The sequence below is a fragment of the Streptomyces showdoensis genome (assembly GCF_039535475.1).
Classification (GTDB): Bacteria; Actinomycetota; Actinomycetes; order Streptomycetales; family Streptomycetaceae; genus Streptomyces; species Streptomyces showdoensis.
The window spans coordinates 310,734-335,914 of the sequence record NZ_BAAAXG010000027.1 but is presented as its reverse complement, the minus strand read 5'-3'; the positions used below and the strand labels follow the sequence as shown (position 1 = coordinate 335,914).

Genomic DNA, 25,181 nt, shown 5'->3' with positions numbered 1-25,181 from the left:
CGGGAGGCCCCGGCGGTGCCATGCTGGAAGCCTCCCGGCAGGAAGGGGAACCCCTCGTGCTGCGCGTCGCCGTCGTCGGTTCGGGACCCAGCGGGGTCTACACCGCCCAGGCGCTGGTCCGGCAGACCGCCGTGCCCGGGATCCGGGTGCACGTTCTGGACCGGCTGCCCTGCCCGTACGGCCTGGTGCGGTACGGGGTCGCACCCGACCACGAGAAGATCAAGTCGCTCCAGGGCAACCTGCGGACCGTCCTGGAGGACGAGGGCGTCTCCTTCCTCGGCGACGTGGAGGTGGGGGCGCACGGGCTCACCCCGGCCGGCCTCCTGGAGCTCTACCACGCGGTGGTCTACTGCGTCGGCGCCGCCCGCGACCGGCGGCTCGGGGTGCCGGGCGAGGAGCTGCGGGGCAGTTTCTCCGCCACCGAGTTCGTCTCCTGGTACAGCGCGCACCCGGACGCCGCGAGGGACGGCTTCGGCCTGGACGGCCCCGGCGCGGTGGTCGTCGGGGCCGGGAACGTGGCGGTGGACGTGGCCCGGCTGCTGGTGCGGCGGGCCGCGGAGCTGGCGCCGACCGACGTGCCGCAGGGCGCCCTGGAGGCGCTGGCCGCGAGCGGGGTGCGCGAGGTGCACATGGTGGCCCGGCGCGGGCCCGGGCAGGCGAAGTTCACCACCAAGGAACTGCGCGAACTCGGCGCGCTGCCGGACACCCGGGTACGGGTCGACCCGGCGGAGCTCGCCCTGGACCCCGCCTGCGCCGACCCTTCGGCGCTGGCGGCGCTGCCGGCGGTCAGCCGGCGCAACCTGGAGGTCGTCCGCGGGTGGGCGGCCGACGGCGGCAGCGCCCCGCGCGGCATCCGGCTGCGGTTCTTCCTGCGGCCCGTGGAGATCCTCGGCACCGACGGCCGCGTCACCGGGGTCCGCTTCGAGCGGACCGAGCCGGACGGCGACGGCGGAGTCCGGGGCACCGGCCGGTACGAGGAGATCGAGGCCGGTCTCGTCCTGCGCGCGGTCGGCTACCGGGGCGTCCCGCTGCCCGGGCTCCCCTTCGACGCGGAGCGGGGCACCGTCCCGCACGCGCAGGGGCGGGTGCTGCGGGACGGGGCGGTCTCACCCGGGGAGTACGTGGCGGGCTGGATCAAGCGCGGCCCGACCGGCGTGATCGGCACCAACCGCCCCTGCGCCAAGGAGACCGCCGCCTCCCTCCTGGCCGACGCCCCGGCCCTGGCGCGTCGGCGGGTCGCCGACGACCCGGTGGCGCGGCTGCGGGCGCTGGGGCACGAGCCGGTGCCCTGGGCGGGCTGGCTGGCGATCGAGCGGGCCGAGGTGGCGCTGGGCGGCGCGCTGGGCCGCGAGCGCGTGAAGATCCCCGACTGGGCGGGGCTGCGGGCGGCGGCCCGGGGGCTCCCAGGACCCTGAGGACCCCTGAGGAGCTCCTGGGAGTTCCCCAGGAACTCCTAGGAGGCGTGCGGTCCGGTGTCGTCGAGGCGCACGGCCTGGGCGCCGGCCGCCGTGAGGACGCTGTCGAGGAGTCCGGGGAAGAGCGCCTCCAGGTCGTCGCGGCGGAGCATGTTGAGCTTGGCGGTGCCCCGGTAGATCTGGCGGACGACGCCGCTCTCGCGCAGCACCCGGAAGTGGTGGGTGCTGGTCGACTTGGTGACGGGCAGCTCGAAGTAGGAGCAGCTGAGCTCGGCTCCGTCCTCGGCGAGGGCCATGCAGCGCACGATCCGCAGCCGGACGGCGTCCGACAGGGCGTGCAGCACGGCTTCGAGCCGGATGTCCTCGCGCGCGGGGTGTTCCAGGACCCTGGGGTTGGTCGCGGTCGTCACGGCTGCGGCTCCACTTCTGTCCGGGGGTGCGTGCTGCCGGGCGGCTCTCGGGAATGTGTGCGGTCATTGTACGAGCATCCTCGTAGTTTGACAGGCGCCGTACTACGACGAGTATCGTAGTAAGCCCCCTCCAGGCAGTACCGGAGACGCCGAAACGGAGTCCGCCATGAGCACCGCCCTCTTCGAGCCCCTCACGCTGAGGTCCCTCACCGTCCCGAACCGGGTGTGGATGGCCCCGATGTGCCAGTACTCGGCGGAGACCACGGGGCCCCTCGCGGGCGTCGCCGGCGACTGGCACTTCGCCCACTACGCGGCCCGCGCCACGGGCGGCACCGGGCTCATCCTGACCGAGGCGACCGCGGTCGCCCCCGAGGGCCGGATCAGCCCCGCCGACCTCGGCATCTGGGACGACGTCCACATCGAGGGCCTGCGGCGGATCACCACCTTCCTGAAGGCCCACGGCACGGTTCCGGGCATCCAGATCGCCCACGCCGGCCGCAAGGCGTCCACCAACCGCCCGTGGGAGGGCCGCGGCCCCGTCGACCCCGCCACCGGACTCGGCTGGCAGCCGGTCGGGCCGAGCCCGGTCGCGTTCGCCGAGGACCACCCGGTGCCGACCGAGCTGACGGTCGAGCAGATCCACGAGGTCGCCGCCCGCTTCGCCGACGCGGCCCGGCGCGCGCTCGCCGCCGGCTTCGAGGTCGTGGAGGTGCACGGCGCCCACGGCTACCTGATCGGCGAGTTCCTCTCCCCGCACAGCAACCGCCGCACCGACGCCTACGGCGGCTCCTTCGAGAACCGCACCCGCTTCGCCCTGGAGGTCGTCGACGCCGTGCGGGCCGTGTGGCCCGAGGAGCTGCCCCTCTTCTTCCGCATCTCGGCCACCGACTGGCTGGACGAGCACGGCTGGACCGCGGACGACACGGTCCGCTTCGCCGCGCTGCTGCGCGAGCACGGCGTCGACCTCCTCGACGTGTCCACCGGCGGCAACGGCGGCCCGGCGCGCATCCCGGTGTCCCCCGGCTACCAGGTGCCGTTCGCCGCCCGGGTCAAGGCGGAGACCGGGCTGCCGGTCGCCGCCGTCGGCCTGATCACGGAGAGCGACCAGGCCGAGAAGATCGTCGCCAACGGGGAGGCCGACGCCGTCCTGATCGGCCGCGAACTGCTCCGCGACGCCTCCTGGGCCCGCCGGGCCGCGCGCGAGCTCGGCGCCGAGACCCACGCCCCGGCCCCGTACGCCTGGGCGATCTGAGCGGGCCGAAGGTCCCGGGCGATCCGGGCGACGCCCTCGGCGAGCCCCGGGTACGCGCTTCAACACGCCCCCCACCTGGGGCGGAGCCGCCTCCGGGGGCCGTTGTCAGTGGTCGGGTGCAGACTGGCCCGTATCCGCGACAACGGCGTCCTGGAGGTGTCGGCATGACCGAGGTGCTCCTGACCGTAGGCACCCGCAAGGGTCTGTTCATCGGCCGCGGCCGGGACGGCCGCTGGGAGTTCGACGAACCGCACTTCAACGCGCAGGCGATCTACTCCGTCGGGATCGACACCCGCCGCCCGGCGCCCAGGATCCTGGTGGGCGGGGACAGTTCGCACTGGGGCCCGTCCGTCTTCCACTCCGACGACCTGGGCGCCCACTGGACCGAGCCGACCCGGCCCGCGGTCAAGTTCCCCCAGGACACCGGGGCTTCGCTGGAGCGGGTCTGGCAGCTGCACCCGGCCCCGGCGCACTCCCCGGACGTCGTGTACGCGGGGACCGAGCCGGCCGCGCTCTTCCGCTCCGCCGACGGCGGCGCGTCCTTCGAGCTGGTCCGCCCGCTGTGGGAGCACCCGACCCGGGACCGCTGGGTGCCGGGCGGCGGCGGCGAGGCCGTGCACACCGTCGTCACCGACCCGCGCGACCCGGACGCCGTGACGGTCGCCGTGTCCACGGCGGGCGTCTTCCGCTCCCGCGACGGAGGGGAGAGCTGGGCGCCGGCCAACGACGGGGTGACCGCGGTCTTCCTGCCCGACCCGCACCCGGAGTTCGGCCAGTGCGTGCACAAGATCGCGCAGGACGCGGGCGACGTCGACCGGCTCTACCTGCAGAACCACTGGGGCGTCTTCCGCAGCGACGACGCCGGCGGCCGGTGGACCGACATCGGCTCCGGACTGCCCTCCGACTTCGGCTTCGCCGTGGCCGCCCACCCGCACCGCCCCGACACCGCCTACGTCTTCCCCATCAACGCCGACTCCGACCGCGTGCCCGCCGGACGCCGCTGCCGCGTCTACCGCACCACCGACGCCGGCGAGACCTGGGAGCCGCTCACCAAGGGCCTGCCGTCCGGCGACCACTACGGCACGGTCCTCCGCGACGCGCTGTGCACGGACGACGGCGACCCGGCGGGCGTCTACTTCGGCAACCGCAACGGGGAGGTGTACGCGAGCGCCGACGACGGCGACAGCTGGCAGCTCCTCGCCGAGCACCTGCCGGACGTGCTGTGCGTCCGGGCGGCGGTCATCGGCTGAGTCCGGGGGCGGCCGGACCGAGCGGCGGGCGGCGGTGTCCGACTGCGCCAGTAGAGTGACGGACGTGGCAGCACGACCGTTGAACGAAATCGTCGAGGCCGGGTGGGCGCAGGCGCTCGCACCGGTGGCCGAACGCATCGCCGCGATGGGCGACTTCCTCCGCCAAGAGGTCGCCGCGGGGCGCACCTACCTACCCTCGGGGGCCAACGTCCTCCGGGCGTTCCAGCAGCCCTTCGACGAGGTGCGGGTGCTCATCGTCGGCCAGGACCCCTACCCGACACCGGGGCACGCGGTGGGCCTGAGCTTCTCCGTGGCGCCGGACGTGCGTCCGGTGCCACCGAGCCTGGACAACATCTTCCGAGAGATGCACGCGGACCTCGGGCACCCCCGCCCCTCGAACGGGGATCTGACCCCGTGGACCCGGCAGGGCGTCCTCCTGCTCAACAGGGCGCTCACGACGGCCCCGCGCCGGCCGGGCGCGCACCGCGACAAGGGCTGGGAGGCCGTCACCGAGCAGGCCATCCGGGCACTCGCCGCGCGCGGCAAGCCGCTGGTGTCGGTGCTGTGGGGCCGGGACGCGCGCAACCTGCGTCCGCTGCTGGGCGACCTGCCCGCGATCGAGTCCTCGCACCCCTCGCCGATGTCGGCGGACCGCGGCTTCTTCGGCTCGCGCCCCTTCAGCCGCACCAACGAGCTGCTGCTCCGTCAGGGCGCCCAGCCGGTGGACTGGCAGCTGCCGTGACGGGCGGGCCGGAGCGCGGACTGGTCGTCGGGGTCGACTCGGGCGGTTCGGGGCTGCGGGTGGCGCTCGCCCGGGCCGAGGACGGCCGGGTGCTGGAGACGGTCGCCTCCAAGGAGCCGGTGCGCACCGGGGCGGGCGGGATCGACGCCGGTCATCTGCTGGCCCAGCTGCTGCCCGCCGTCGGGGCGATGACGGCCCGGGCCGCCGGGGCCGGTGACCCGGTCGTGGCGGTCGCCGTCGGGGCGGCCGGCATGGCGACGCTCGGCGACGGCCTGCGGGCCGAGCTGCCGGGCGCCTTCGCGCGCGCCTGGGGCGTGCGGCGGCTCGCGCTGGCGGCCGATGCCGTCACCGCGTACGCGGGCGCGCTCGGTCAGCGGCCGGGGGCCGTCGTCGCGGGCGGCACCGGGCTGATCGCGATGGGCACGGACCTGTCGGGCTGGCGGCGGGCCGACGGCTGGGGACATCTGCTCGGCGACTGCGGGAGCGGGGCGTGGATCGGACGCGCCGGGCTCGAAGCGGCGCTGCGGGCGTACGACGGGAGACGCGGGGGATCGGCCGCGCTCCTGGCGCGCGCCGAGGAACTCTTGGGTCCGGTCGCCGGGTTGCCGGGCGTGCTCTACCCCCGGAGCGACCGGCCCGCCGTGCTGGCCTCCTTCGCGCCCCCGGTGGCCGACTGCGCCGCCGCCGGGGACCCGGTGGCGGTGGCGGTCCTGGAGCGGGCCGCGCGGCACGTCGCGGAGGCCGCGGCGGCCGTCTGCCCGGCCGACGCGGACGTCGAAGTGGCTTTGACGGGGGGCCTGTTCAAGCTGGGCGAGCCGCTGCTCGGTCCGCTCCGCGCGGAGCTGGGCGCCCTGATCCCGAGGGCGCGCGAGGTGGCCGCCGCGGGCGATCCGCTCGCCGGCGCGGTGACGATCGCCGCCGCGCTCGCCGGCGGGACGCTGCGGCTGCCCGGGGATCCGCACCTCCTCGAACTCACCAGGTAAGCGGCGGTTCCTGGCGACTCGGACATACAGGGGCAGAAGTCGCCCAGCCGCACCTCACCGAACTGCGCGACAGGCAAAACCAGTAGCATGCGGCGCCATGAGCTCCCCCACTGGGCCTACTCCCGGCCTGCCTGTACGAATGCCGCGCCCCCGCCAGTCCGGGCGGCACCGGCGCCCTGAACCCGTGGTGGCGCCCGAGGGCGCTCCCGCGCTCGTTCTCGCCGTCCCCGGCGTGCCGTCGGCCGCCATACGCTCGCTGGCCGAAGAGGTCGTGAGCATCGCCCGCTCGGAGCTGCCCGGCCTGGAGGCCGTGATCGGCTACCTGGACGGCGACGACGCCACCGAGTACCCGACCCTCGGCGCGGTCCTCGCGCGCGCCACGGCGCTGCGCACCGAGCGCTACGAGCTGGCCGTCGCGGCCGGCCGCGAGGTCACCGCGCCCGAGGGCCCGGCCGCGGTCGTCGTCCCGCTGCTGGCGGGCCCGGACAGCGCCCTGCTCCGGCAGATCCGGCAGGCCGTGATGGACAGCGGCAACACGGCGGAGCTGACCGACGTGCTCGGTCCGCACCCGCTGCTCGCCGAGGCCCTGCACGTGCGCCTCTCGGAGGCCGGTCTGGCCCGTGCCGACCGCGCCCGGCTGTTCACGGTCGCCACGGCGGCCGACGGCATCATCCTGGCCACGGTCGGCGGCGAGGAGGCGGTCCAGGCCGCCGGGATCACCGGCATGCTGCTGGCGGCGCGGCTGGCCGTGCCGGTGATGGCGGCGGCGCTCGACCAGGAGGGTTCGATCGCCGCGATCGCCGAGCAGCTGCGCGGCGCCGGCGCGGAGCAGCTGGCGCTGGCCCCGTACCTGATCGGCCCGGAGCTGGCCGAGGGCCTGCTCGACGCGGCCGCCAAGGAGGCCGGCTGCGCGACGGCGGAGGCGCTGGGCGCCTACCCGGCGATCGGCAAGCTGGTGCTCTCGCAGTACGCCTCGGCGCTCGGGATCTCCCCGCAGCAGGGTTCGCCCGTCCACTGACGGAGCGGGCGGACGCAGGACCGTGACGGGAAGGGCCCGCACCGGACGACTCCGGTGCGGGCCCTTCCCGTACGGGTGGGGGCGGCGGTTCAGCCGAAGACCACGCAGGAGGCCGCGGGGGCCGGGACCGAGCCCGTACGGGACGGCAGGCCGGTCTCCGGGTCGACCGTGAACCAGGTGACGTCGCCGGAGCGCTCGTTGGCCGCGTAGAGGTGCCGCCCGGAGGGGGCGAGGGTCAGGTCGCGGGGCCAGTGGCCGCCACAGGGCACGGAGGCCACCAGGGAGGCCTTCTCGCCGGACGCGTCGAGGGCGAGGACCGCGAGGGTGTCGTGGCCGCGTACGGCCGCCCACAGGAAGCGTCCGTCGGGGGCGACGACGACCTCGGAGGGGTAGCGGGGCCCGGTGGCGTCCTCGGGGACGACGGGGGTCTCCGCGAGCGGTTCGAGGACCCCGGCCGCGGGGTCCCAGCGGCACACGGTGACCGTGGGCTCCAGCTCGTTGAGGACGTAGGCGTGGCCGCCCCGGGGATGGAAGGCGAGGTGGCGCGGCCCGGTGCCGGGGCGCAGCGCGGTCCTGCCGTGCGGGCGGAGGGCGCCGGTGGTGGGGTCCAGGGCGCTGATCTCCACGGAGTCGGTGCCGAGGTCCACGGCGAGCACCCAGCGGCCGCTGGGGTCGGGCAGCACCTGGTGGGCGTGCGGCTCCTCCTGGCGGCCCTCGACGGGCCCCGAGCCCGTGTGGCGCACGACGTCGGTGAAGGGCTTCAGGCTGCCGTCGGCGGCCACCGGCAGCACGCTGACGCTGCCGGAGCCGTAGTCGGCGGTGAGGACGTGTCCGGCGGCGACCGCGAGGTGGGTGGGCCCGGAGCCGCCGACGGGCTCGGGGGTGCCGAGCAGCCGGGGCGCGGGTCCGGTGACGTCGAAGGCGGCCGCGGCGCCCTCGACGGTCTCGGAGGCCGCGTACAGCACCTGGCCGCCGGGACCGAGGGCGAGGAAGGACGGGTCGGCGACGGCGTCGCTCGCCCCGACGAGGTCCAGCGCGCCGCTCTCCGGCGCCCAGTCGGCGACGAGCACGCCCCGGCCGCCGGCCGAGCTGAACGATCCGATGAATGCCCGTGTAGGGCGTGTGTCGCCCACGGCGCCTCCCCTGGTCGGTGTCCCCCGGCCGGTCACGGCAGACCGGCCGTCCTCGGGCCGACGGTAGCAGGCGGTCTAGACCAGACGGGAGGAGCGGGCGGGCAGAGTTCCGGGGGCGGACGGGCGGCGTTCCGGGGCCGTCCGGCCCCGGGCCGTCAGGCCGCCGGGACCAGGGGGGCGCGCGGCGACGTGCGGAGCGGGGCCGCCAGGTCGACCAGGGCGCGCTCCAGGCCGTGCAGGTGGCCCAGGGCCGCCTCGGCGCCCGGGTGGTGGGGCGGGAGGGCGGGCGAGGCGGCCGCGACCGGGCCTCGGCGGGTCGCCTCGGCGGGCGGCACGAGGGCGTGGACGGCGGCCTCGACGCGCCACGCGGCCGCGACGAGGCGGGCGTCGTGCGAGGCGTCGGGGTCGGCGGCGACCGCGGCGAGCCCGCGGGTCTCCCGGGCGCAGTCGTCGAGCAGCGCGAGGACCCGGCGGGCGCGGGCCTTGCGGGCGCGCAGCGGGCTCAGCGGGTGGACGAGGGGGGCCAGCGAGAGGCGGGCGCGGCCGAGCAGCAGGTCGAGCTCGGCGGCGTGCGGCGCCGGGTCGGCGTCCGGGTCGCCCGACAGGCGCCGGGCGGCGGCCGTGGTGCAGGCGTGCACCGAGCCCACGGCCCGCTGGATCCAGGCGTTGGTCGCCGCGTGCGTGGTGACGGGCAGCAGGGCGACGCCGACGGCCGCGCCGAGGGCGCCGACGGCGGTCTCCTGGAAGCGGAGCAGCAGCAGCCCGGGGTGCAGGACGCCCAGCAGCCCGTAGAGGAGTCCCGCCATGACGGTGACGAAGAACATCATCCAGCTGTACGAGAGCGGCGCCGTGTAGAAGATCCCGAAGACGCACACGGCGACCAGCACGGCCGTCGGCGCGCCGGCGCCGCCCAGCGGCAGGGCGATGAACAGGCCGGCCGCGATGCCGGTGACGGTGCCGACGACCCGGCGGAAGCCGCGGACGAGGGTCTCGCCGCGCGAGGCGGTGTTCACGAAGATCCACCAGGCGGTGCCGACGGCCCAGTACCAGCGGTCCGGGGAGACGAGCTGGCCGGCCGCGAGCGCGACGGCGCAGGCGACGGTGGCCTGGACGGCCTGCCGGGTGGTGGGCCGGGCGAACCCGGTGCCGGGCAGCGGGGCGGGGGCGGCGGGCGGCGGGACGCGCCGCTCGATGCACCAGCCGACGAAGCGGACCGCGCTCGCCGCGCCGAGCGCGAGCAGGACGGCGGCGTAGAGCTCGGGGAGCTGCCCGGGCACGGCGTGCAGGAACTGCGTCACGAAGAACTGCATGAACGCGAAGATGCCGAGCGCGTGCCCGCGCGGGCCCCAGCGGCGCGCGTACACGCCGGCGAAGACGACGAGCAGCCAGGCGGCGTCGCGCAGCGGCGGCAGCCCGTGCAGCGCGGTCGCGAGCGCGAGGACGGGGAAGCCGGCCAGCGGCAGCAGGGCCGTGGTGACGGCCTGGCGGCGCACGGTGGGGTCGCCCACGGTGAACAGCGCCAGGAGCGCGGCGAGGCCCGCGGTGATCGAGGCGGTCAGGGAGAGCCCCGCCAGCTCGGCCACGGCGACGGCGAGGCCGACGCCGAGCACGGCCCGCGAGGCCACCCGCAGCCGCACCTTGCCCGGGTCGGGCGCCACGCACACCTGCCGGAACAGCCGGCCCACGGCCGCCAGGCCCTTCTTCACGACGGTCGTTCCGCCCCCGCTGCCGTACACACACCCTCTTCGTCGTCGCCGTGGCCGCGCGTCATGGCGCGTGTTGTCTTCGGACATGGCGATGGCGCCGCGGGTCCGGGGCCGGCCACCTCGCCGGTCCGGCGCGTGCGCGGCGCCATCTGTCCAACTCTCACAAGAGGAAAACATCCCTCCGCCCAGTGGCTCAACCGGCTGGCCGAAGGGTGGGCCATTGGTACAGTCATAGCGTCCGGTCATCAGCCAGAGGGAGGCCAACGGACCATGGCGGTGGACGAGCTCGACACGCGCATCCTGCGGCTCCTCATCGAGCAGCCGCGCACCAGCGTGCGCGAGTACGCCCGGATCCTCGGGGTGGCCCGGGGCACGGTCCAGGCCCGGATCGACCGGCTCGAACGGGACGGGGTCATCACCGCGACGGGCCCGGTGCTCTCCCCCGCGGCGCTCGGGCACCCGGTGCTCGCGTTCGTGCACATCGAGGTCACCCAGGGGCACCTCGACGAGGTCGGCGACGCGCTGGCGACGGTTCCGGAGATCGTGGAGGCCTTCTCGATCACGGGCGGCGGCGATCTCCTGACCCGGGTGGTCGCCCGGGACGCGGGCCACCTGGAGGACGTGATCCAGCGGCTGATCCAGCTCCCGGGCGTGGTCCGCACCCGCACCGAGATCGCGCTGCGCGAGCGGGTGTCGCACCGGCTGCTGCCACTGGTCGAGTCGGTGGGGCGCGGGGCGCGCTGAGGCGCACGGGAAGACCGTCCCGGGCGCGCTGGGAGGCGCGGGGAAGTGCCGGGAGCACCGGGAAGTGCCGGGAAGTGCCGGGACCAAAGACCCTCAGGTTCCGGCGCCCCGCCCTGAGAGGCTGGAGGCATGAGCAGCCCGCGCGTCCCCGGCCCCTCGGCCCCCTCGGCCCCCTCGGTCCCCTCGGCCCCCTCGGCCTTCTCCGTCCTCTTCGACCTCGACGGCACCCTGGTGGACAGCGAGCCCAACTACTTCGAGGCGACCCGCCGCACCCTCGCCGCCCACGGCGTGACGGGCTTCGACTGGGCCCGCCACACCGACTTCATCGGGATCGGCACCCTGGAGACGCTGCGGACGCTGGCCGCGGAGTACGGCGTCACCGCCCCCGAGGAGGAACTCCTCGACGCGACCAACCGGCACTACCTGGAGCTCGCGCGGACGGCCACACCCGTCTTCCCCGAGATGCGCGCGTTCGTGGAACGGCTGTACGCGGAGGGCGTGCCCATGGCGGTGGCCTCGGGCTCCTCCCCGGCCGCCATCGAGGCCGTCCTGGCGGGGACCGGACTGGACGCGTACCTGACGACGACGGTCTCGGCCGAGGAGGTCGAGCGGGGCAAGCCGGCGCCGGACGTCTTCCTGGAGGCGGCCCGCCGCCTGGGCGTCGCGCCGGAGCAGTGCGTGGTGCTGGAGGACGCGGCGCCGGGCGCCGCCGCCGCACACGCCGCGGGCATGCGCTGCCTCGCCCTTCCCTACGTACCCGGGACGGCGGACGACCCCGCCTTCGCGACGGCCGATCTGGTCCTCCCCGACGGCCAGCGGGAGTTCACCGCGCGGGGCGCGCTGGCCTGGCTGGCCGAGCGGACGTGAGACCATCGCAGATGCAAGGTTTCACGCATAAATGAGCTTGTAGATGAGAACTTCGGCGGCCTAGACTGGCGTCCATGCAGACCTACACCATCGGCCAGGCGGCCCGCCTCCTCGGCGTCAGCCCGGACACCGCGCGGCGCTGGGCCGACGCCGGCCGGGTCGCCACCCATCGCGACGACAGCGGGCGGCGCCTCATCGAAGGCCCCGACCTCGCCGCCTTCTCCGTCGAGATCGCCCAGAGCGGCCAGGGCGACGAGGAGGAGACGTACACCTCGGTCCGCAACGCGTTCCCCGGGATCGTCACCGCCGTCAAGCTCGGAGACGTCGCCGCCCAGGTCGAGATCCAGGCGGGCCCGCACCGGCTGGTCTCGCTGCTCACCCGGGAGGCGGTCGAGGAGCTCGGCCTGGAGGTCGGCATGCAGGCCACGGCCCGGGTGAAGTCGACCAGCGTGCACATCGACCGCGCCTGAAATCCCGTGGCCGGGGCGGACGCCCTGTGACAGGGTCGACGCGCACCCCGCCGTCGGACCGCCGCCCGGTGGCCCGCGAGCTCACCGACCCTGGAGCGTCCATGGCGATCCCGCCCCGCCTCGCCCCTCTGCTCGACCAGTTCGCGTTCGCCCGCGAGCGGCTCGTGGACCGGCTGAGCGGGCCGGTGGTGGACAGCGGCGACGGAACGGGCGTCCCGGTCGGTCCGCTCACCGACGCCGAGCTGCTGTGGGAGCCGGTGGAAGGCTGCTGGTCGGTCCGCCGCCGCGAGGACGGGCCCGGGGCCCGGGCCACCCTGCTGGCGGGGACGGGCGACTGGGGCCGTGACGCGGCCCCGCACCCGCACCCCCGGCCGGCGCCGTTCACCACGATCGCCTGGCGGCTGAGCCACCTCGCCGAGATGTTCACCCTCCGCACCGACCACACCGCCGGCAGCCGCAGCCTGACCCGGGACGACTTCCGCAGCCACGGGGAGGCCGCGGCGGCGGTCGCGGACTTCGAGCGGGCCTCCGCGGGCTGGCACACGATGCTGCTCTCCCTGGACGACGCCGTGCTGGACGAGGTCGGGTACAGCTCGTACCCGCACGGCAGCGACCCGGAGGAGACGCTCCTCTCCGTCATCTGGTGGATGAACCAGGAGCTGCTCCACCACGGCGCGGAGATCGCCCTGCTCAGGGACCTCTACCGGGCCCGTACCGCGGACGTCTGACGCCGCCGCGCCGGAGGCTCGCGTGGGACGATGGGAGGTGTCCCACCCTCGCGCGCGCAAGGAGGCGACATGTCCAGGATCAATGCCTCCGTCGACATCTCCCGTCGCCCCGAAGACGTCTTCGCCTACGTGACCGACCCGACGCACCTGCCGGAGTGGCAGGAGAGCGCGGTCGCCGTGCGGCGGACCGCCGGCACCCCCGGCACGGTCGGGCAGCAGGTCGCGGTCACCCGGCGCATGGGGCGCCGCGACGTCGACATGACCATGGAGCTGACCCAGCTGGACCCGCCGCGGAGCTGGCACGTCCACGGCGTGGACGGCCCCGTCCGCGGTGACGTCCAGGGAACGATCGAGCCGCTCGACGGCGGCGAGCGCTCCCGGCTGACGCTCTCCCTCGACTTCGAGGGCCACGGCGCCGGCAAGGCCCTGGTCCCCCTGGTCGTGCGACCGCACGCCCGCCGGGAGATGACGCGGGACGAGCGGAAGCTCAAGGAGATCCTGGAGGGGAGCGGAACGGGCTGACGCCCGCGCCCGCCGTCAGGACCTCCGTACGCCACGCGGCCCGGGCCTCCGTACGCGCCCCGGCCCGGGCCTCCGTACGCCCACGCCACCCGGCCCGGGCCTCCGCACGCCACCCGGTCCCCGTGCCCGCGCAGGTGCGCCGGTCAGCTCGTCGTCCGGGCGAGCAGCATCGCCACGTCGTCCTGCGCCTGCCCGTCCAGCAGCCCCGCCAGGACGTCGTCGCACAGCTCCTCCAGCGGCCGGTCCGTGTCCCGCAGGGCGCCGGCGAGCTGGGCCATGCCCTCGTCGAGGTCACGGTCGCGTGCCTCGATGAGGCCGTCCGTGTACAGGACGAGCAGGCCGCCGGCGGGCAGCGCGACCTCCTCCGCGCCGAACGCGTGGGCACCGCTGCCCAGCGGCGTGCCGGGCGGCCCGTCGAGGAAGGTGATGTCCCCGGCCGGGGTGACCACGGCGGGCGGCGGGTGGCCAGCGCGGGCGATCGTCCAGATCCGGGCGACCGGGTCGTGGACGGCGTACACGCAGGTGGCCATCTCGTCCTCGCCCAGGTCGGCGACGACGGCGTCGAGCGAGCGGAGCATCCGGGCGGGCGCGATGTCGTGCCGGGCCAGGGTGCGCACGGCGGTGCGGAGCTGGCCCATGACGGCGGCCGCGTGGATGCCGTGGCCCATGACGTCGCCGATGACCAGACCGGTGCGCCCGCCGGGGAGCGCGACCACGTCGAACCAGTCGCCGCCGACGTCGTGGTCGCTCGCGGGGAGGTAGCGGCCGGTCAGCTCCAGGCCGGTGACGGCGGGCAGCGCGTTGTTGGTGAGGCTCCGCTGGAGGGTGAGGGCGGCCTGCCGCTGGGTGGTGTAGAGGCGGGCGTTGTCGATGTTGAGCGCGGCGCGGGCGGCGACCTCGTCGATGAGGACGCGGTCCTCGTCGTCGAAGGGTTCGCGGCCGCGCAGGCGGGTGACCGAGACCGTGCCGAGCACCGTGCCGCGGGCGACCAGGGGGACCAGCCGGGCGGAGCCGATGCGGGTGGCGAGGTAGCTGCGCACGGCCTCCATCCGGGGGTCCCTGATGAGGGCCGGGATGTCGGCGACGTACAGGTCCATGGCGCGGGCGTCGGTGATGACCTCCTCGTACACGGAGTCCAGCGGTATCTGGAAGGTGGTCCCGACGCCGAGCAGCGCGGTGGGGGCGGTCGGGTCGGGGAAGGCGGCGGCGAGCCGGCGCAGCACGCCGCGGGTGGCGGCGGTGGACTCGTCGGGCTCCAGGACGGATTCGAGGAGCTGGACGTCGGCGGAGTCGGCCAGCTGCGGGACGAGGAAGGAGACGACCTCCTCCGCGGTCTGCCGCAGGTCGAGGGTGGTGCCGATCCTGGCTCCGGCCTCCGCGAGCAGGGCGAAGCGGTGCCGGGCGCGTTCGACCTCGATGTGGGCCTGCTGGCTGTCGGTGATGTCGATGAGGGAGGCGATGACGCCGAGCGGACGGCCGGCGTGGTCGAGGAGCGGGGCGTAGGAGCAGGACCAGATGTGGTCGTGGTCGGGGTCGGCGGGGGTACGGCCGACCCGGCGGGCGTCGACGACGGCGGTGCCGCTGACGAGCACCTGGCTCATCAGGGCCTCCAGCGCGCCGGCGTTGACGCCGGGGACGACCTCGGTGAGCCGGCGGCCGAGGTGGTCGGCGGGCGGCACCCCGTTCATCCGGGCGAGGGCGTCGTTGACGCGCAGGAAGCGGAGGTCGGGGTTGAGGGTGGCGAGGCCGATGGGCGACTGGGTGAACAGGGACTCCAGGGCCGCGAGCGAGTCCCGCATCTTCAGGACCTCGGAGGTCTCGACGGCGATCAGCATGGCGCCGGGGAGGCCCTGCGGGTCGGCGGCGGGCACGATCCACATCTCCATGACGACCTGGTGGCCGTCGCGGTGCCGTACCGGCAGGGTGCCGACGACGGTCTCCCCGGCCTGCACCTGGCGGGTCAGCCGGTCGGCGAGCTCACGGTTGGTGTCGGGGACGAGCAGGGGGGTGGCGAGGCGCCCGAGCACGTCCTCGGGGCGGTGCCCGAGGAGGTCCTGGGCGGCGAGGGACCACTCGACGATCCGGCCCCCGGCGTCCTCCCGCCAGAGCGCGATGGGCAGCAGGTCGTTGAGCACGCCCGCGTATCCGACGGCCGCACGGGGCGGCTGCGGAACCCTGCTCGGCGACTGGTGAGTGTGCAACGCATCTACCTACGCATCAGCCTGGCCCCGAGGGGCGCAATCCCTACCGATTCACCCTATCCGAGACATTCCTTACCGGCGCTGCGCAGTTCCGCCGAGCGACGACGACGGAGCCCGGCCGCATACCCCCCGGGGGCAACGATTCCGTAGTTCTACGGATGTACGAACCAGTGCCGTTCTGAAAGAGTCTGCGCAAACGCCCGTGCTGGATGCGCATCCATGGACCGTATGCGCGTCCGTGGACGGTATGCGCGCCCCTGGGCCCGTGTGCGCGTCCCCGGACCGACGCGCATCCCGCCGCGCATCCACTGGAACCCCGAGGAACCCGAGATCGCCCCCCACACGTCCCCTACATTCCAGGTCGATCTGCGTGGCCTGGTGGACCTGCTCTCCCACCACCTCTACTCCAGCCCCCGGGTCTACCTGCGCGAACTGCTGCAGAACGCCGTGGACGCACTCACCGCCCGCCGCGCCCTGGACCCCGATGCACCCGCCACGGTCCGCATCCACGCCGACGGCACCACCCTGCGCATCACCGACACCGGCATCGGCCTCACCGAGACCGACGTCCACACCCTCCTCGCCACCATCGGCCGCAGCTCCAAACGCGACACCACCCACGGCCTGGAGACCGCCCGCACCGAATTCCTCGGCCAGTTCGGCATCGGACTCCTCGCCTGCTTCGTCGTCGCCGCCGAGATCCGCGTCGTCTCCCGCTCCGCCCGCACCCCCGACGCACCCCCCGTCGAATGGCGCGCCCACGACGACGGCTCCTACACCGTCACCCCCCTCCACCACACCGCACACCCCGAACCCGGCACCACCGTCCACCTCACCGCCCGCCCCGGCACCACCGACTGGCTCACCCACGACCACGCCCTCACCCTCGCCCGCCACTACGGCAACCTCCTCCCCCACGACATCCGGGTCGGGCAGGAGCGCGTCGCGGGGGCCCCGGCCGTCTGGGACCGCGCCTTCCCGAGCCCCGAGGACCGCCGCACCGCACTGGCCGGACACTGCCGCGAGACCCTGGGCTTCACCCCTCTCGACGCCATCGAGCTCGACGTGCCGCTCGCCGGACTGCGCGGCGTCGCCTATGTGCTGCCGTCCCAGGTCAGCCCGGCCCACCGCGCGGGCCACCGGGTCCACCTCAAGGGGATGCTGCTGACCGAGAGGGCCGACGGGCTGCTCCCGGACTGGGCCTTCTTCCTCCGCTGCGTCCTGGACACCGACACCCTGCGGCCCACGGCCTCCCGTGAGTCGCTGTACGAGGACGAGGCCCTGGCCGCCGTACGCGAGGCCCTCGGCCGGGCCGTCCGCGACTGGCTCGCGGGGCTCGCGGCGAGCGAGCCGGAGCGCCTGCGCCGGCTCCTCTCGGTGCACCACCTCGGCGTGAAGTCGCTGGCCCGGCACGACGACGGGATCCTGGCGGCGATGCTGCCCTGGCTCCCCTTCGAGACCACCGACGGACAGCTCTCCCTCGACGAGTTCGCCCGCCGCCACCCCGTCGTCCACTTCACCCGCACCGTCGAGGAGTTCCGCCAGGTCGCCGCCATCGCCGCCGCCCAGGGCATCGGCGTCGTCAACGGCGGACACACCTACGACTGCGCCCTCGTGGAACGGCTCCCCTCGGTGCTTCCCGGGACCCTCGCGGCCGAACTCGACGCCGACACGGTCACCGACCGCCTGGACCCCGTCGCCCCCGACGACGAGCTCGCCCTCACCGGCTTCCTCTCCGCCGCGCGCGCGACCCTGGACCCCCTGGACTGCGACGTCGTCCTGCGCGCCTACCGGCCGCTCACCCTGCCCGCCCTGCTGCTCGACGCCCGCGAAGGACGGCACGAGCAGGCGCGGGCCGAGGCCGCGGAGCAGGCCGACGACCTGTGGGCCGGGATCCTCGGCTCCCTGCGCGGCAGCGCGCCCCGCGCCCGGCTGGTCCTCAACCACCACAGCCCGCTGGTCCGCCGCATCAGCGCCCTCGACGACCCCCGGCTCACCGCCACCGCCGTCGAAGCCCTCTACGGACAAGCCCTCCTCATGGCCCGACGCCCGCTCCGCCCCGCCGACAACGCCCTCCTCGACCGCACCTTCCTCGGCCTCCTCGACCGGTCCGTACGACCGCGTCCCGGCGGCTCCGCGCATGCGGCGGACCCGGCCCCCGAACACCCCTCCGGAGAAGACCGATGAGCCGCCGCTCGCTCGACGAGATCCGCATCGACGTCTACCGCAACGGCGAGGAGCCCTACGGCTCCGCCCGCAACGCCCGCGCCGAGCGGCTGGTCGCCGAGGCGGAGGCGACCGGGGACCGCCCGCTGCTCGTCGAGGCCCTGACGGGGCTCACCGTCGCGTACACCTCCAGCGCGGAGGGCGACAAGATGTTCGTGCCGTTCGCGCGGCTGCTGCGGATGTGGGACCAGAACCCGGCCGACTTCGACGAGGACGACACCCACGAGCTGTTCTGGATGTTCAAGTGGGTCAGCGGCAGCGCGCTCGACCAGCCGCACATCCCGCTCGACTCCATCGAGCAGTGGCTGACGGAGATGCGCCGCCGCTACCGGCTCGCCGGACACTCCGAACGCGCCGTGCACTCACGGGACTTCGAGGTGGCCCGGCACCTGGGCGACGTGCCGCGGGCCGAGCGCGCCCTGGCCGCGATGCTCGCCGCCGAACGCGACGAGATGGCCGACTGCCACGCCTGCGAGCTGCACGAGCGCGGCCGGTGGGAGACCGAGCGGGGCGAGGACGCCCGGGCGCTCGACGTGTGGCGGCCCGTGCTCGACGGACGGGTCGGCTGCATGCACGAGCCGCACGCCGTCCTCGCGCTCTCGCTGCTCCCCCTGGTCCGCCTCGGCCGGCTCGACGAGGCCCGCGCCCACCACCTGCGCGGCTACCGCATGGCCCGGGCCGAGGAGGGCCTCACCGTCGCCGTCGCCGCGCACGTCGAGTTCTGCGCGCTCACCGGGAACGAGCCGCGCGGCCTGGAGATCCTCGCCGAGCAGTCGGCCCGCTGGGACCGGCGCGGGGACGTCGGCCCCTACCTCCAGTGGCTGGCCTGCGCGGCCCTGCTCACGGACCGGCTCCTCGCGCTCGGCCAGGGCGAGCGGCCGGTGACGGGCCCCGCCGGCGGCGAGTGGACGGCTGCCACGCTGCACGCGTACGCGGCCCAGGAGGCGCTCGGCCGGGCGGCGCTCTTCGACGCCCGCAACGGCAACGACCGGGTGTCCACGCTCGTGCGGGGGCGGATGACGGCGGGGCCGCTGCTCGACGCGCTGCCGTTGGGACTGGGACCGGCCCGGGAGGCGACCGACACCGGCCGCGCCCTCACCGTCGGCCGTCCTGCCGAAGAGGACCGCGAAGGCCCCGATGGCCCCGACGCCTCCGACGGCTCAGGCGCCTCCGAGGAACTCCTGGCGCACGCACGGGCGTTGACGGCCGACGGGCACCCCTCGGCGAAGGCGGCCTGGGACCGCGCCCGGGCCGCCGTCGAGGGCCGCGGCGACGCGCTCGCGCCCGCCGACGCCGCCGAGGCCCTGGACGCCGAAGGCCTCGACCTCCAGCGCAGGCACCTGGGCGGCCCCGAGGCGGCGGCGCTCTTCGCGCGCGCCGCGGACCTGCACGCCCGCGCCGGTCGGGACGGCCGGGCCCTGGTCTCACGGGCCCGGGCGCTGATCGTCGCTCCGGAGGCCCCGGACGCCTCGGTCTCCCCGGAGGCACCCTGCGCCTCGGCGGACGGGCTCGACGAGCTGTGCGTACGGGCCGGAGCCCTGCACGCGGCCGGGCGGGCCACCGCCGCCGAGACGGTGACGGTCCTTCTGCTGCGCTGCCGGGCGCTCGTGGCGGGGCTCGGTGCGGTCGGCGGCGCACCCGGAGGCGGCTCGGCCGCCCCGGCCGGTGACGCGGCCCGCGCGCGGGAGGAGGTCCACCGGCTGCTCGCCTTCGCCGAGGAGGCCCGGGAGGGGAGGGACCGGCGGGAGGATCCCGAGTTGCTGAGCCGCATCGCGTCCGCCGTGGAGCTGCTGGCGCGGATCACCGCCCCGGAGGACCCGCGGGCCGCCGTGCGGCTCGCGACCGCCGCCGTGGCCGACCACCACGAGGCGGGGCGCCCCTGGCTCGCCACGCCCGCCGAGCTCCTCCTCGCGAGCCTGCTGGCGGCCGGGGCGGACCACGAGGGGGCGGCCGCCGTGGCGCGGGGCGTGCTCGGCGACCCCGCGCGGGTGGACCTGCTGGGGCCCGGCGACCGGGCCCGGTTCTGTCTGGCGCTCGCGCAGGCGGTGACCGGCCTGGAGGGCCCTGGGCCCGAGGCGGAGGCGCTGCTGGTGGACGCCGATCTGTTCGCCGGGGCCGCGGGCGAGGGGGCCGGGCTCGGTGCCCTGGTACGGCTGCGGCTCGGCGGGCACTACTGCGCCCTCGGCCGCTTCCACGAGGCCGCCGCCGTCCTGGAGGCCGTCCTGCCGGAGCTGAGCGCGGGGCACGACCCGGCGGACCTCGTGCAGGCCCGGGTGTGGCTGGCGCACGCGGCGGTGGGTCTCGGCGATCCGCGGCAGGCGGCCGAGCAGTACGCGCTGGCCGCCGCCGGGACCCGGGACTGGGCGGACCGGCACCATCACGCGGTCCTCTCCCAGCAGACCGCGGAGGCCCTGGCCGCGGCCGGCCTGCCGGAGGAGTCGGCCCGCGCCCACGAACGGGCCGCCGACCTGTGGCGGGCGCTCGGGGACCACGTGGGGGCGGTGCGCGCGCTGCGGGGCCGGGCCTGGGAGGTGCTGAAGGCACGGGGGCCGGCCGACGCCGAGGTCGTCATGGAGGAGGCGCTGCGCGAGAACGAGCGGGCTCTGGCCGCCGCCGGGACGGCCGAGGAGCGGGTCCGCGGCACCGCCGAACTCGGCCACACCCACCAGCAGTTCGCCCATCTGCTCGTCGGGGCCGCGGACACGGCGCCGTTCGAGGAGGCGGAGTCCGCCGAGCGCTACGCCGAACTCGTGGCCCTCTTCGAGCGGGCGCTGCGGGAGGCGGAGCGGGCGATCGTCGCCCTGCGGGCCTGCGGCGAGGCCGCCCGCTCCGACCTGTGGCTCTGCGAACTCCTCGCCGTACGGCTGGAGTGGGGGCTCGGACGGGCGGGGGCGGCCACCGGGCGGGCGCGGCGGGTCCACGCCGGTGTCCAGGACCTGCCCGACCCCGACGGCACGCTCGCCGAGGTCGCCGCGGAGTGCGAGGTGCTGCTCGGCGCGCCCGAGTCGTTCTGAGCGGTGCCGGGGCGTGTCCGTGACGTCGCGGCGTCCGTCCGGAGGACACCGCGGGCCAGGCGGGACCTTCCGGACGCGCGCTGGGTCGTGTCCGGAAAGTAGCGCCGTCTGCCCGCAGGGCAGGGCTCGCGGCGTCTGGTGCGTGCGAGCGCAAGGCGCCGGGGTGCCCTCGTAGCGGAGCTACTCGGGCATTCCGGCAACGCGGCGATCGTGCGTGCCAGGCGTCGCGGGCCAGGCGGGACCTTCCGGACGCGGCCTAGCCCGTCGCGCGGGCCACGAGGGAGGCGAGGGCGGCCCGGGTCACGACGCCGGTCTTGCGGTAGACCCGGGCCACGTGGCTCTCGACCGTGCGGGGGCTGAGGCACAGGCGGTCCGCGACGGCCTGGTTGGTGAGTCCCTCGGCGACGAGCACGGAGATCTCCCGCTCCCGGGGCGTGAGCGCGGCGAGCGGTCCTTCCTGGTCCGCCGCGGGGCCGGGTGACGGGGGTTCGGGGCCCAGGGCGGCGGTTCGGGTGCGGTCGGCGAGGTCGGTGAGCAGGCGGGCGCCGCCGGCGGTGGCGAGGCTCCGGGCCCGGCGCCACATCGCGGCGGCCTCGGCCGGGTCGCCGGCGGCGCGGGCCACGGGCGCGCCGAGCAGCAGGGTGTGGGCCTCGCGGAGGCCGATGCCGGAGCGGGCGTACTCGTGGGCCGACTCCGCGAAGAGCGCCGCCGCCGCGGCCGGTTGGCCCGCGTGGAGGCGCAGCCGGGCGCGGGCGCGCAGGGCGGCGGCGCGCTGGACGGGCAGGTCCAGGCGGGCGGCCTCGGCCTCGGCGAGGCGGGCCGCGCCTTCCGCGCCGGTCGTGTCGCCGGTGGCGAGCGAGGCCGCGACGAGGAGTTCGAGGAAGCCGGGCCGCACGGTGGGCTGGATGCGCGGCAGGCCGGGGCCGCCGCCCGCGGCGACCAGCACGTCCCGCACCCGGTGCGGGTCGGCGGTGACGGGGATGGCGTGGGCGAGCAGGCCGCGGGCCAGCGTGCCCCACCAGCCGCCGGCCGTGCCGACGGTGGCGGCGGCCTCCTCGGCGGCGGCGAGGCCCTCGGGGTCCCCCAGGGGCCTGGCCTGGAGCAGGATCGTGGCCCTGATGGCCCGGCTGAAGCCGACGACCTCGGCGCCGCCGAGGGTGCGGGCGAGGGCCAGGGCCTCGTCGGCGAGGCCCAGCGAGGTGTCGACGCGGCCGGTGAGCGACTGCACGTACGCGGCGCACAGCAGGAGCTGGGAGAGGGCGAAGGGGCGTCCGGCACGGCGGGCGAGGGCGATGCCCCGGGTGGTGTGGCGTTCGGCGGCGATGGGGTCGTCGAGGAAGATCTCGCTCCAGCCGAGCCGGACCAGGGCCTCGCAGCACGCGGTGAGTTCGCCGTCGGTCATGGCGTCGGCGAGCGCGGCGGCCTCCTCGGCGTGGCCGCGGGCTGCTTCGGTCTCCCCCTCGTACGCCTCCCCGAGGGCGCCGAGGGTGAGCGCCCCGAGCGTGCCGGGTTCGTCCCCGCGCGCGCGGGCGTCGGTGAGCGCGGCGGCGAGTTCGCCCCGGACCTCCGGGAAGCGGGCCTCGAAGAGGGCGCGGCAGCCCCATTCGACGACGAGCCGGAGGCGGAGGGAGGGGCGGGGGCCGGGGCCCCGGCCGAGTTCGCGGCGGATGAGGGCGTCGGCCTCCCGGTAGCGGCCCAGGTGCCGTTCCATGAAGGCGCACAGGAGCACGGCCGCGGAGCGGGGCTCCTCCTCGCCCGTGGTCGCGGGGCAGCGGGCGCCCGTGCGGTGGCCCGCTCCCTCCTCGCGGCAGAGGGCGAGCAGCCGGTGCAGCAGGTCGCGGCTCTCCTCGACCCGCCCGGCGTGGCCGAGCGCGCGGGCCCGGCGGAGCTTCAGCTCCACGCGGGCCTGGCGGTGCTCGGGCGCGTCGGGCAGGACGTCGAGGACGGCCGCCAGGCGGCGGGCGGTGAGTGCCGGGTCGGTGGCCTCGGTCAGCTCGGCGGCCCGCACCAGGGCGGCGGCGGCAGCGGGTTCCCAGCGCGTCAGATAGCGCTCGATGTGCGCCGCGCGCGCGGTGGCGGGCGCGCCCAGGCCGGCGAGGCCGTCGGCCGCGCGGCGGTGGTACTCGCGGCGCCGCAGCGGGTCCATGGCGCGGCGCACCAGCCGGGACAGCGCCGGGTGCCGCAGCTCCAGGGTGCGGCCGTCGGGGTGGGGGCGCACGACGTCGAGCCGCACCAGGTCCCGTACGGCCTGGACGAGTTCGTCACGGCTCGCTCCGGTCACGGCGGGCAGCAGGTCGGTGCGGGCCTCCTCCCCCAGGAGGGCGACGGCGTCGACGACGGCGCGCGCCGGGGGCTCGAGCGGCGCGAGCTCGTCGAAGAGCACGGCGAGCGCGCCGCCGCTGCCCCGGCCGCCCGCGAGCGCCAGGAAGTAGGCGGGGTTGCCGCCGCTGGCCGCGTGCAGTTCGGCCACGCGGTCCCGGGGCAGCCCGGGGGCGAGCCCCTCGGTGCACTCCTCCTCGTCGAGGGGGCCGAGCGCGATCCTGGTGAGCGTGCCGCTCTCGGCCCCGCGGGCCAGCGCGGCGGCGAGGGCGGGCGGGGTGCGCTGCTCGCGGCGGGCCGTCACCAGGAGCACGGGGGCGGCGACGGGGTGGCGGAGCAGGTGGTCCAGCAGGTCGAGCGAGGCGCCGTCGACCCGGTGCACGTCGTCCAGGACGAGGAGCAGCGCGGGCTGGGCGACCCTGGCGAGGGCCTCCGCGGTCCGTCTGAAGAGCCCGTACGGCTCCGGCCAGAACTGCGGCGGCCCGCCCGCCGGGGGCCACCCGGACGGGGCGTCCCCGCCGTACCCGTCGGGATCCGTCCAGGGCCAGGGGGCCGCGGGCACGCCGGGGTCCGCCGCGTACGGGCCGGGGGCGGAGGCGGGGGCGGGGGCGGGGGCATGACCGGGGCCGGGGGCGGGATCACGGTCCCCGGCGAACCCGGAGCCAGGGTCCCCGGCGAATCCGAAGCCGTGGTCCCCGGCGAATCCGAAGCCGTGGTCCCCCGTGAACCCCGAGCCGGGGTCCCCCGCGAACACCGGCCCCGCCGCGGAGCGGTCGCCGGGTGCCGTGCCCCGGGGGAAGTCGGGCACGGTCCACGGGGCCCGGGCTCCCCGTCGGGCGCCCGGGCGGGGCGTCGGCCGGGTGGCCGAGGGCGCGGGGCCCGCAGGAGAGGCCCGCCCCGCTCCGCAGGCCACGCGTACCGCCTCGGCCGCGCTCCCGGCGCGGGCGGTGGTCTCGCCGGCCGCGCCGAGGTCCGCGAAGGCGTCCGCGAACAGTTCGAACGGCAGGGGCCGTTCCCGGCCGGACGCCCGGCCGTGCAGGACGGTGACGCCGGCCCGGCGGGCGCGGGCGGCGAGCTCGGTGAGGAGGCGGCTCTTGCCGATGCCGGGCTCGCCGGTGATGTCGACGGCCTTCGGGGCGTCGGACCCGCGGCGCCCCGACCTCAGCAGTGCTTCCAGGCGGGCGAGTTCGGCTCGCCGCCCGGCGAAGGGGGCGCGGTCGACGCTCCCCTCCCCTGTGATTGTGTTCATGACCCGGTCCCCCACGGACTTCGTTCCCCGGTATCCGTTGTACGGCACGCCTCTGACAGCCGGGCCGTCGCCCCTGGGGTCAGCGGCCGGGCGACAGGGCCTTGAAGGCCCTCGTCTGCTCGGTGATCGCCCGCTCGGTGGGCAGCCGCTCCACCGAGGAGGCGCCGAAGAAGCCGACGACTCCGGTGGTGTGCGCCAGGACGTAGGCCGCGTCCTCGGGTTCGGCGATGGGGCCGCCGTGGCAGAGCACCAGGACGTCGGGGCGCACCCGTTTGGCGGCGTCGTGCATCTCCTGCACGGCGGCCGCCGCCCGCTCCAGGGTGAGGGCGGTGCCGGCGCCGATGGCGCCCTTCGTGGTGAGGCCCACGTGCGGGACGAGGACGTCGGCCCCGGCCCGGGTCATGTCGGCGGCCTGCTCCGGGTCGAAGACGTACGGCGCGGTGAGCAGGTCGCGTTCGTGTGCCGCGCGGACCATGTCGACCTCCAGGCCGTAGCCCATGCCGGTCTCCTCCAGGTTGACCCGGAAGGTGCCGTCGTAGAGGCCGACGGTGGGGAAGTTCTGCACGCCCGCGAAGCCCATGGCCTTGAGTTCGTCCAGGAAGAGGTCCATGCGGCGGAAGGGGTCCGTGCCGCACACCCCGGCGAGGACGGGGGTGTCGCGGACGACGGGCAGGACCTCGCGGGCCATGTCCTTGACGATGGCGTTGGCGTCCCCGTAGGGCAGCAGACCGGCGAGGGAGCCGCGGCCGGCCATCCGGTAGCGGCCGGAGTTGTAGATGATGAGCAGGTCGACGCCGCCGGCCTCGGCGCACTTGGCGGAGAGTCCGGTGCCGGCGCCCGCGCCCACGATGGGGCGGCCCTGGGCGACCTGGGCGCGCAGCCGGGCGAGTACGTCCTGACGGTTCATGGGGGTTCCTCCGGGGCGGGGGCGG

General features: G+C 76.2%; 19 protein-coding genes. 13 read left to right on the top strand and 6 right to left on the bottom strand.

Annotated elements, in window-relative coordinates; all coding sequences use genetic code 11:
• The first annotated feature begins 56 nt into the window (after positions 1–56).
• Positions 57–1,415 carry an FAD-dependent oxidoreductase gene (locus ABD981_RS34330; RefSeq protein ID WP_046906828.1) on the top strand — a complete coding sequence of 453 codons (1,359 nt, stop codon included), beginning with the start codon at positions 57–59 and terminating at the stop codon, positions 1,413–1,415.
• 38 nt (positions 1,416–1,453) lie between these two features.
• Here ABD981_RS34330 and ABD981_RS34325 read toward each other — a convergent pair whose 3' ends face one another.
• On the bottom strand, positions 1,454–1,825 hold the full coding sequence (locus ABD981_RS34325) for an ArsR/SmtB family transcription factor (RefSeq protein WP_046906797.1): 372 nt from the start codon (positions 1,823–1,825) through the stop codon (positions 1,454–1,456).
• A 166-nt stretch (positions 1,826–1,991) separates the two neighbouring features.
• On the opposite strand from ABD981_RS34325, the gene ABD981_RS34320 reads away from it, so the two are divergent.
• From ABD981_RS34320 to ABD981_RS34300, 5 genes are all read left to right on the top strand, one after another.
• Positions 1,992–3,077, top strand: a complete 1,086-nt coding sequence (locus ABD981_RS34320) for an NADH:flavin oxidoreductase/NADH oxidase (RefSeq protein WP_046906798.1) — start codon at positions 1,992–1,994, stop codon at positions 3,075–3,077.
• 164 nt (positions 3,078–3,241) lie between these two features.
• Positions 3,242–4,327 carry a WD40/YVTN/BNR-like repeat-containing protein gene (locus tag ABD981_RS34315; protein WP_046906799.1) on the top strand — a complete coding sequence of 362 codons (1,086 nt, stop codon included), beginning with the start codon at positions 3,242–3,244 and terminating at the stop codon, positions 4,325–4,327.
• A gap of 64 nt (positions 4,328–4,391) precedes the next feature.
• Positions 4,392–5,069: a uracil-DNA glycosylase gene (locus ABD981_RS34310; RefSeq protein WP_046906829.1), complete on the top strand. Its 678-nt coding sequence runs from the start codon at positions 4,392–4,394 to the stop codon at positions 5,067–5,069.
• Entirely contained in the window at positions 5,066–6,052 is a 987-nt protein-coding gene (locus ABD981_RS34305) for an N-acetylglucosamine kinase (protein WP_046906800.1), read from the top strand. Before ABD981_RS34310 ends, ABD981_RS34305 begins: the two co-directional genes overlap by 4 nt.
• Before the next feature lie 97 nt (positions 6,053–6,149).
• Positions 6,150–7,070: a sirohydrochlorin chelatase gene (locus ABD981_RS34300; RefSeq protein WP_046906801.1), complete on the top strand. Its 921-nt coding sequence runs from the start codon at positions 6,150–6,152 to the stop codon at positions 7,068–7,070.
• An 89-nt stretch (positions 7,071–7,159) separates the two neighbouring features.
• Here ABD981_RS34300 and ABD981_RS34295 read toward each other — a convergent pair whose 3' ends face one another.
• Both ABD981_RS34295 and ABD981_RS34290 read right to left on the bottom strand, forming a co-directional pair.
• Complete coding sequence (locus ABD981_RS34295; RefSeq protein ID WP_046906802.1) at positions 7,160–8,203, bottom strand: lactonase family protein; 1,044 nt, start codon at positions 8,201–8,203, stop codon at positions 7,160–7,162.
• A gap of 155 nt (positions 8,204–8,358) precedes the next feature.
• Positions 8,359–9,867 carry an FUSC family protein gene (locus ABD981_RS34290; RefSeq protein ID WP_345530504.1) on the bottom strand — a complete coding sequence of 503 codons (1,509 nt, stop codon included), beginning with the start codon at positions 9,865–9,867 and terminating at the stop codon, positions 8,359–8,361.
• A gap of 312 nt (positions 9,868–10,179) precedes the next feature.
• Here ABD981_RS34290 and ABD981_RS34285 point away from each other — a divergent pair, with 312 nt between their 5' ends.
• The 5 genes from ABD981_RS34285 to ABD981_RS34265 all read left to right on the top strand — a co-directional run bounded on the left by ABD981_RS34285 (position 10,180) and on the right by ABD981_RS34265 (position 13,240).
• The gene (locus tag ABD981_RS34285) at positions 10,180–10,653 is read left to right on the top strand and encodes an Lrp/AsnC family transcriptional regulator (protein WP_345530495.1); all 474 of its coding nucleotides are present in this window, start codon (positions 10,180–10,182) and stop codon (positions 10,651–10,653) included.
• A 129-nt stretch (positions 10,654–10,782) separates the two neighbouring features.
• On the top strand, positions 10,783–11,520 hold the full coding sequence (locus ABD981_RS34280; protein WP_345530494.1) for an HAD family hydrolase: 738 nt from the start codon (positions 10,783–10,785) through the stop codon (positions 11,518–11,520).
• 74 nt (positions 11,521–11,594) lie between these two features.
• A complete protein-coding gene (locus ABD981_RS34275; RefSeq protein ID WP_345530493.1) occupies positions 11,595–11,990 on the top strand; it encodes a TOBE domain-containing protein in 396 nt (131 codons plus the stop codon).
• A 101-nt stretch (positions 11,991–12,091) separates the two neighbouring features.
• Entirely contained in the window at positions 12,092–12,718 is a 627-nt protein-coding gene (locus ABD981_RS34270) for a DinB family protein (protein WP_345530492.1), read from the top strand.
• Between the two features lie 69 nt (positions 12,719–12,787).
• Positions 12,788–13,240, top strand: a complete 453-nt coding sequence (locus ABD981_RS34265; protein WP_345530491.1) for an SRPBCC family protein — start codon at positions 12,788–12,790, stop codon at positions 13,238–13,240.
• Between the two features lie 143 nt (positions 13,241–13,383).
• Here ABD981_RS34265 and ABD981_RS34260 read toward each other — a convergent pair whose 3' ends face one another.
• On the bottom strand, positions 13,384–15,441 hold the full coding sequence (locus tag ABD981_RS34260; RefSeq protein ID WP_345530490.1) for a SpoIIE family protein phosphatase: 2,058 nt from the start codon (positions 15,439–15,441) through the stop codon (positions 13,384–13,386).
• A 303-nt stretch (positions 15,442–15,744) separates the two neighbouring features.
• Between ABD981_RS34260 and ABD981_RS34255 the strand changes: the two genes are divergently transcribed.
• Both ABD981_RS34255 and ABD981_RS34250 read left to right on the top strand, forming a co-directional pair.
• Entirely contained in the window at positions 15,745–17,628 is a 1,884-nt protein-coding gene (locus tag ABD981_RS34255) for an HSP90 family protein (RefSeq protein WP_425586524.1), read from the top strand.
• On the top strand, positions 17,625–20,681 hold the full coding sequence (locus ABD981_RS34250) for a tetratricopeptide repeat protein (protein WP_345530489.1): 3,057 nt from the start codon (positions 17,625–17,627) through the stop codon (positions 20,679–20,681). Before ABD981_RS34255 ends, ABD981_RS34250 begins: the two co-directional genes overlap by 4 nt.
• Before the next feature lie 256 nt (positions 20,682–20,937).
• On the opposite strand, the gene ABD981_RS34245 is transcribed toward ABD981_RS34250, so the two are convergent.
• Together ABD981_RS34245 and ABD981_RS34240 are read right to left on the bottom strand one after the other, a co-directional pair.
• Positions 20,938–24,249: an AAA family ATPase gene (locus ABD981_RS34245; RefSeq protein WP_345530488.1), complete on the bottom strand. Its 3,312-nt coding sequence runs from the start codon at positions 24,247–24,249 to the stop codon at positions 20,938–20,940.
• A 79-nt stretch (positions 24,250–24,328) separates the two neighbouring features.
• Positions 24,329–25,156, bottom strand: a complete 828-nt coding sequence (locus tag ABD981_RS34240; RefSeq protein WP_046907640.1) for a phosphoenolpyruvate hydrolase family protein — start codon at positions 25,154–25,156, stop codon at positions 24,329–24,331.
• Between the last annotated feature and the right edge of the window lie 25 nt (positions 25,157–25,181).

Coding starts and splice junctions, on each gene's coding strand:
- ABD981_RS34270 (WP_345530492.1), top strand. CDS start 12,092: ATGGCGATCCCGCCCCGCCTCGCCCCTCTGCTCGACCAGTTCGCGTTC.
- ABD981_RS34250 (WP_345530489.1), top strand. CDS start 17,625: ATGAGCCGCCGCTCGCTCGACGAGATCCGCATCGACGTCTACCGCAAC.
- ABD981_RS34240 (WP_046907640.1), bottom strand. CDS start 25,156: ATGAACCGTCAGGACGTACTCGCCCGGCTGCGCGCCCAGGTCGCCCAG.
- ABD981_RS34245 (WP_345530488.1), bottom strand. CDS start 24,249: ATGAACACAATCACAGGGGAGGGGAGCGTCGACCGCGCCCCCTTCGCC.
- ABD981_RS34315 (WP_046906799.1), top strand. CDS start 3,242: ATGACCGAGGTGCTCCTGACCGTAGGCACCCGCAAGGGTCTGTTCATC.
- ABD981_RS34300 (WP_046906801.1), top strand. CDS start 6,150: ATGAGCTCCCCCACTGGGCCTACTCCCGGCCTGCCTGTACGAATGCCG.
- ABD981_RS34320 (WP_046906798.1), top strand. CDS start 1,992: ATGAGCACCGCCCTCTTCGAGCCCCTCACGCTGAGGTCCCTCACCGTC.
- ABD981_RS34280 (WP_345530494.1), top strand. CDS start 10,783: ATGAGCAGCCCGCGCGTCCCCGGCCCCTCGGCCCCCTCGGCCCCCTCG.
- ABD981_RS34285 (WP_345530495.1), top strand. CDS start 10,180: ATGGCGGTGGACGAGCTCGACACGCGCATCCTGCGGCTCCTCATCGAG.
- ABD981_RS34265 (WP_345530491.1), top strand. CDS start 12,788: ATGTCCAGGATCAATGCCTCCGTCGACATCTCCCGTCGCCCCGAAGAC.
- ABD981_RS34275 (WP_345530493.1), top strand. CDS start 11,595: ATGCAGACCTACACCATCGGCCAGGCGGCCCGCCTCCTCGGCGTCAGC.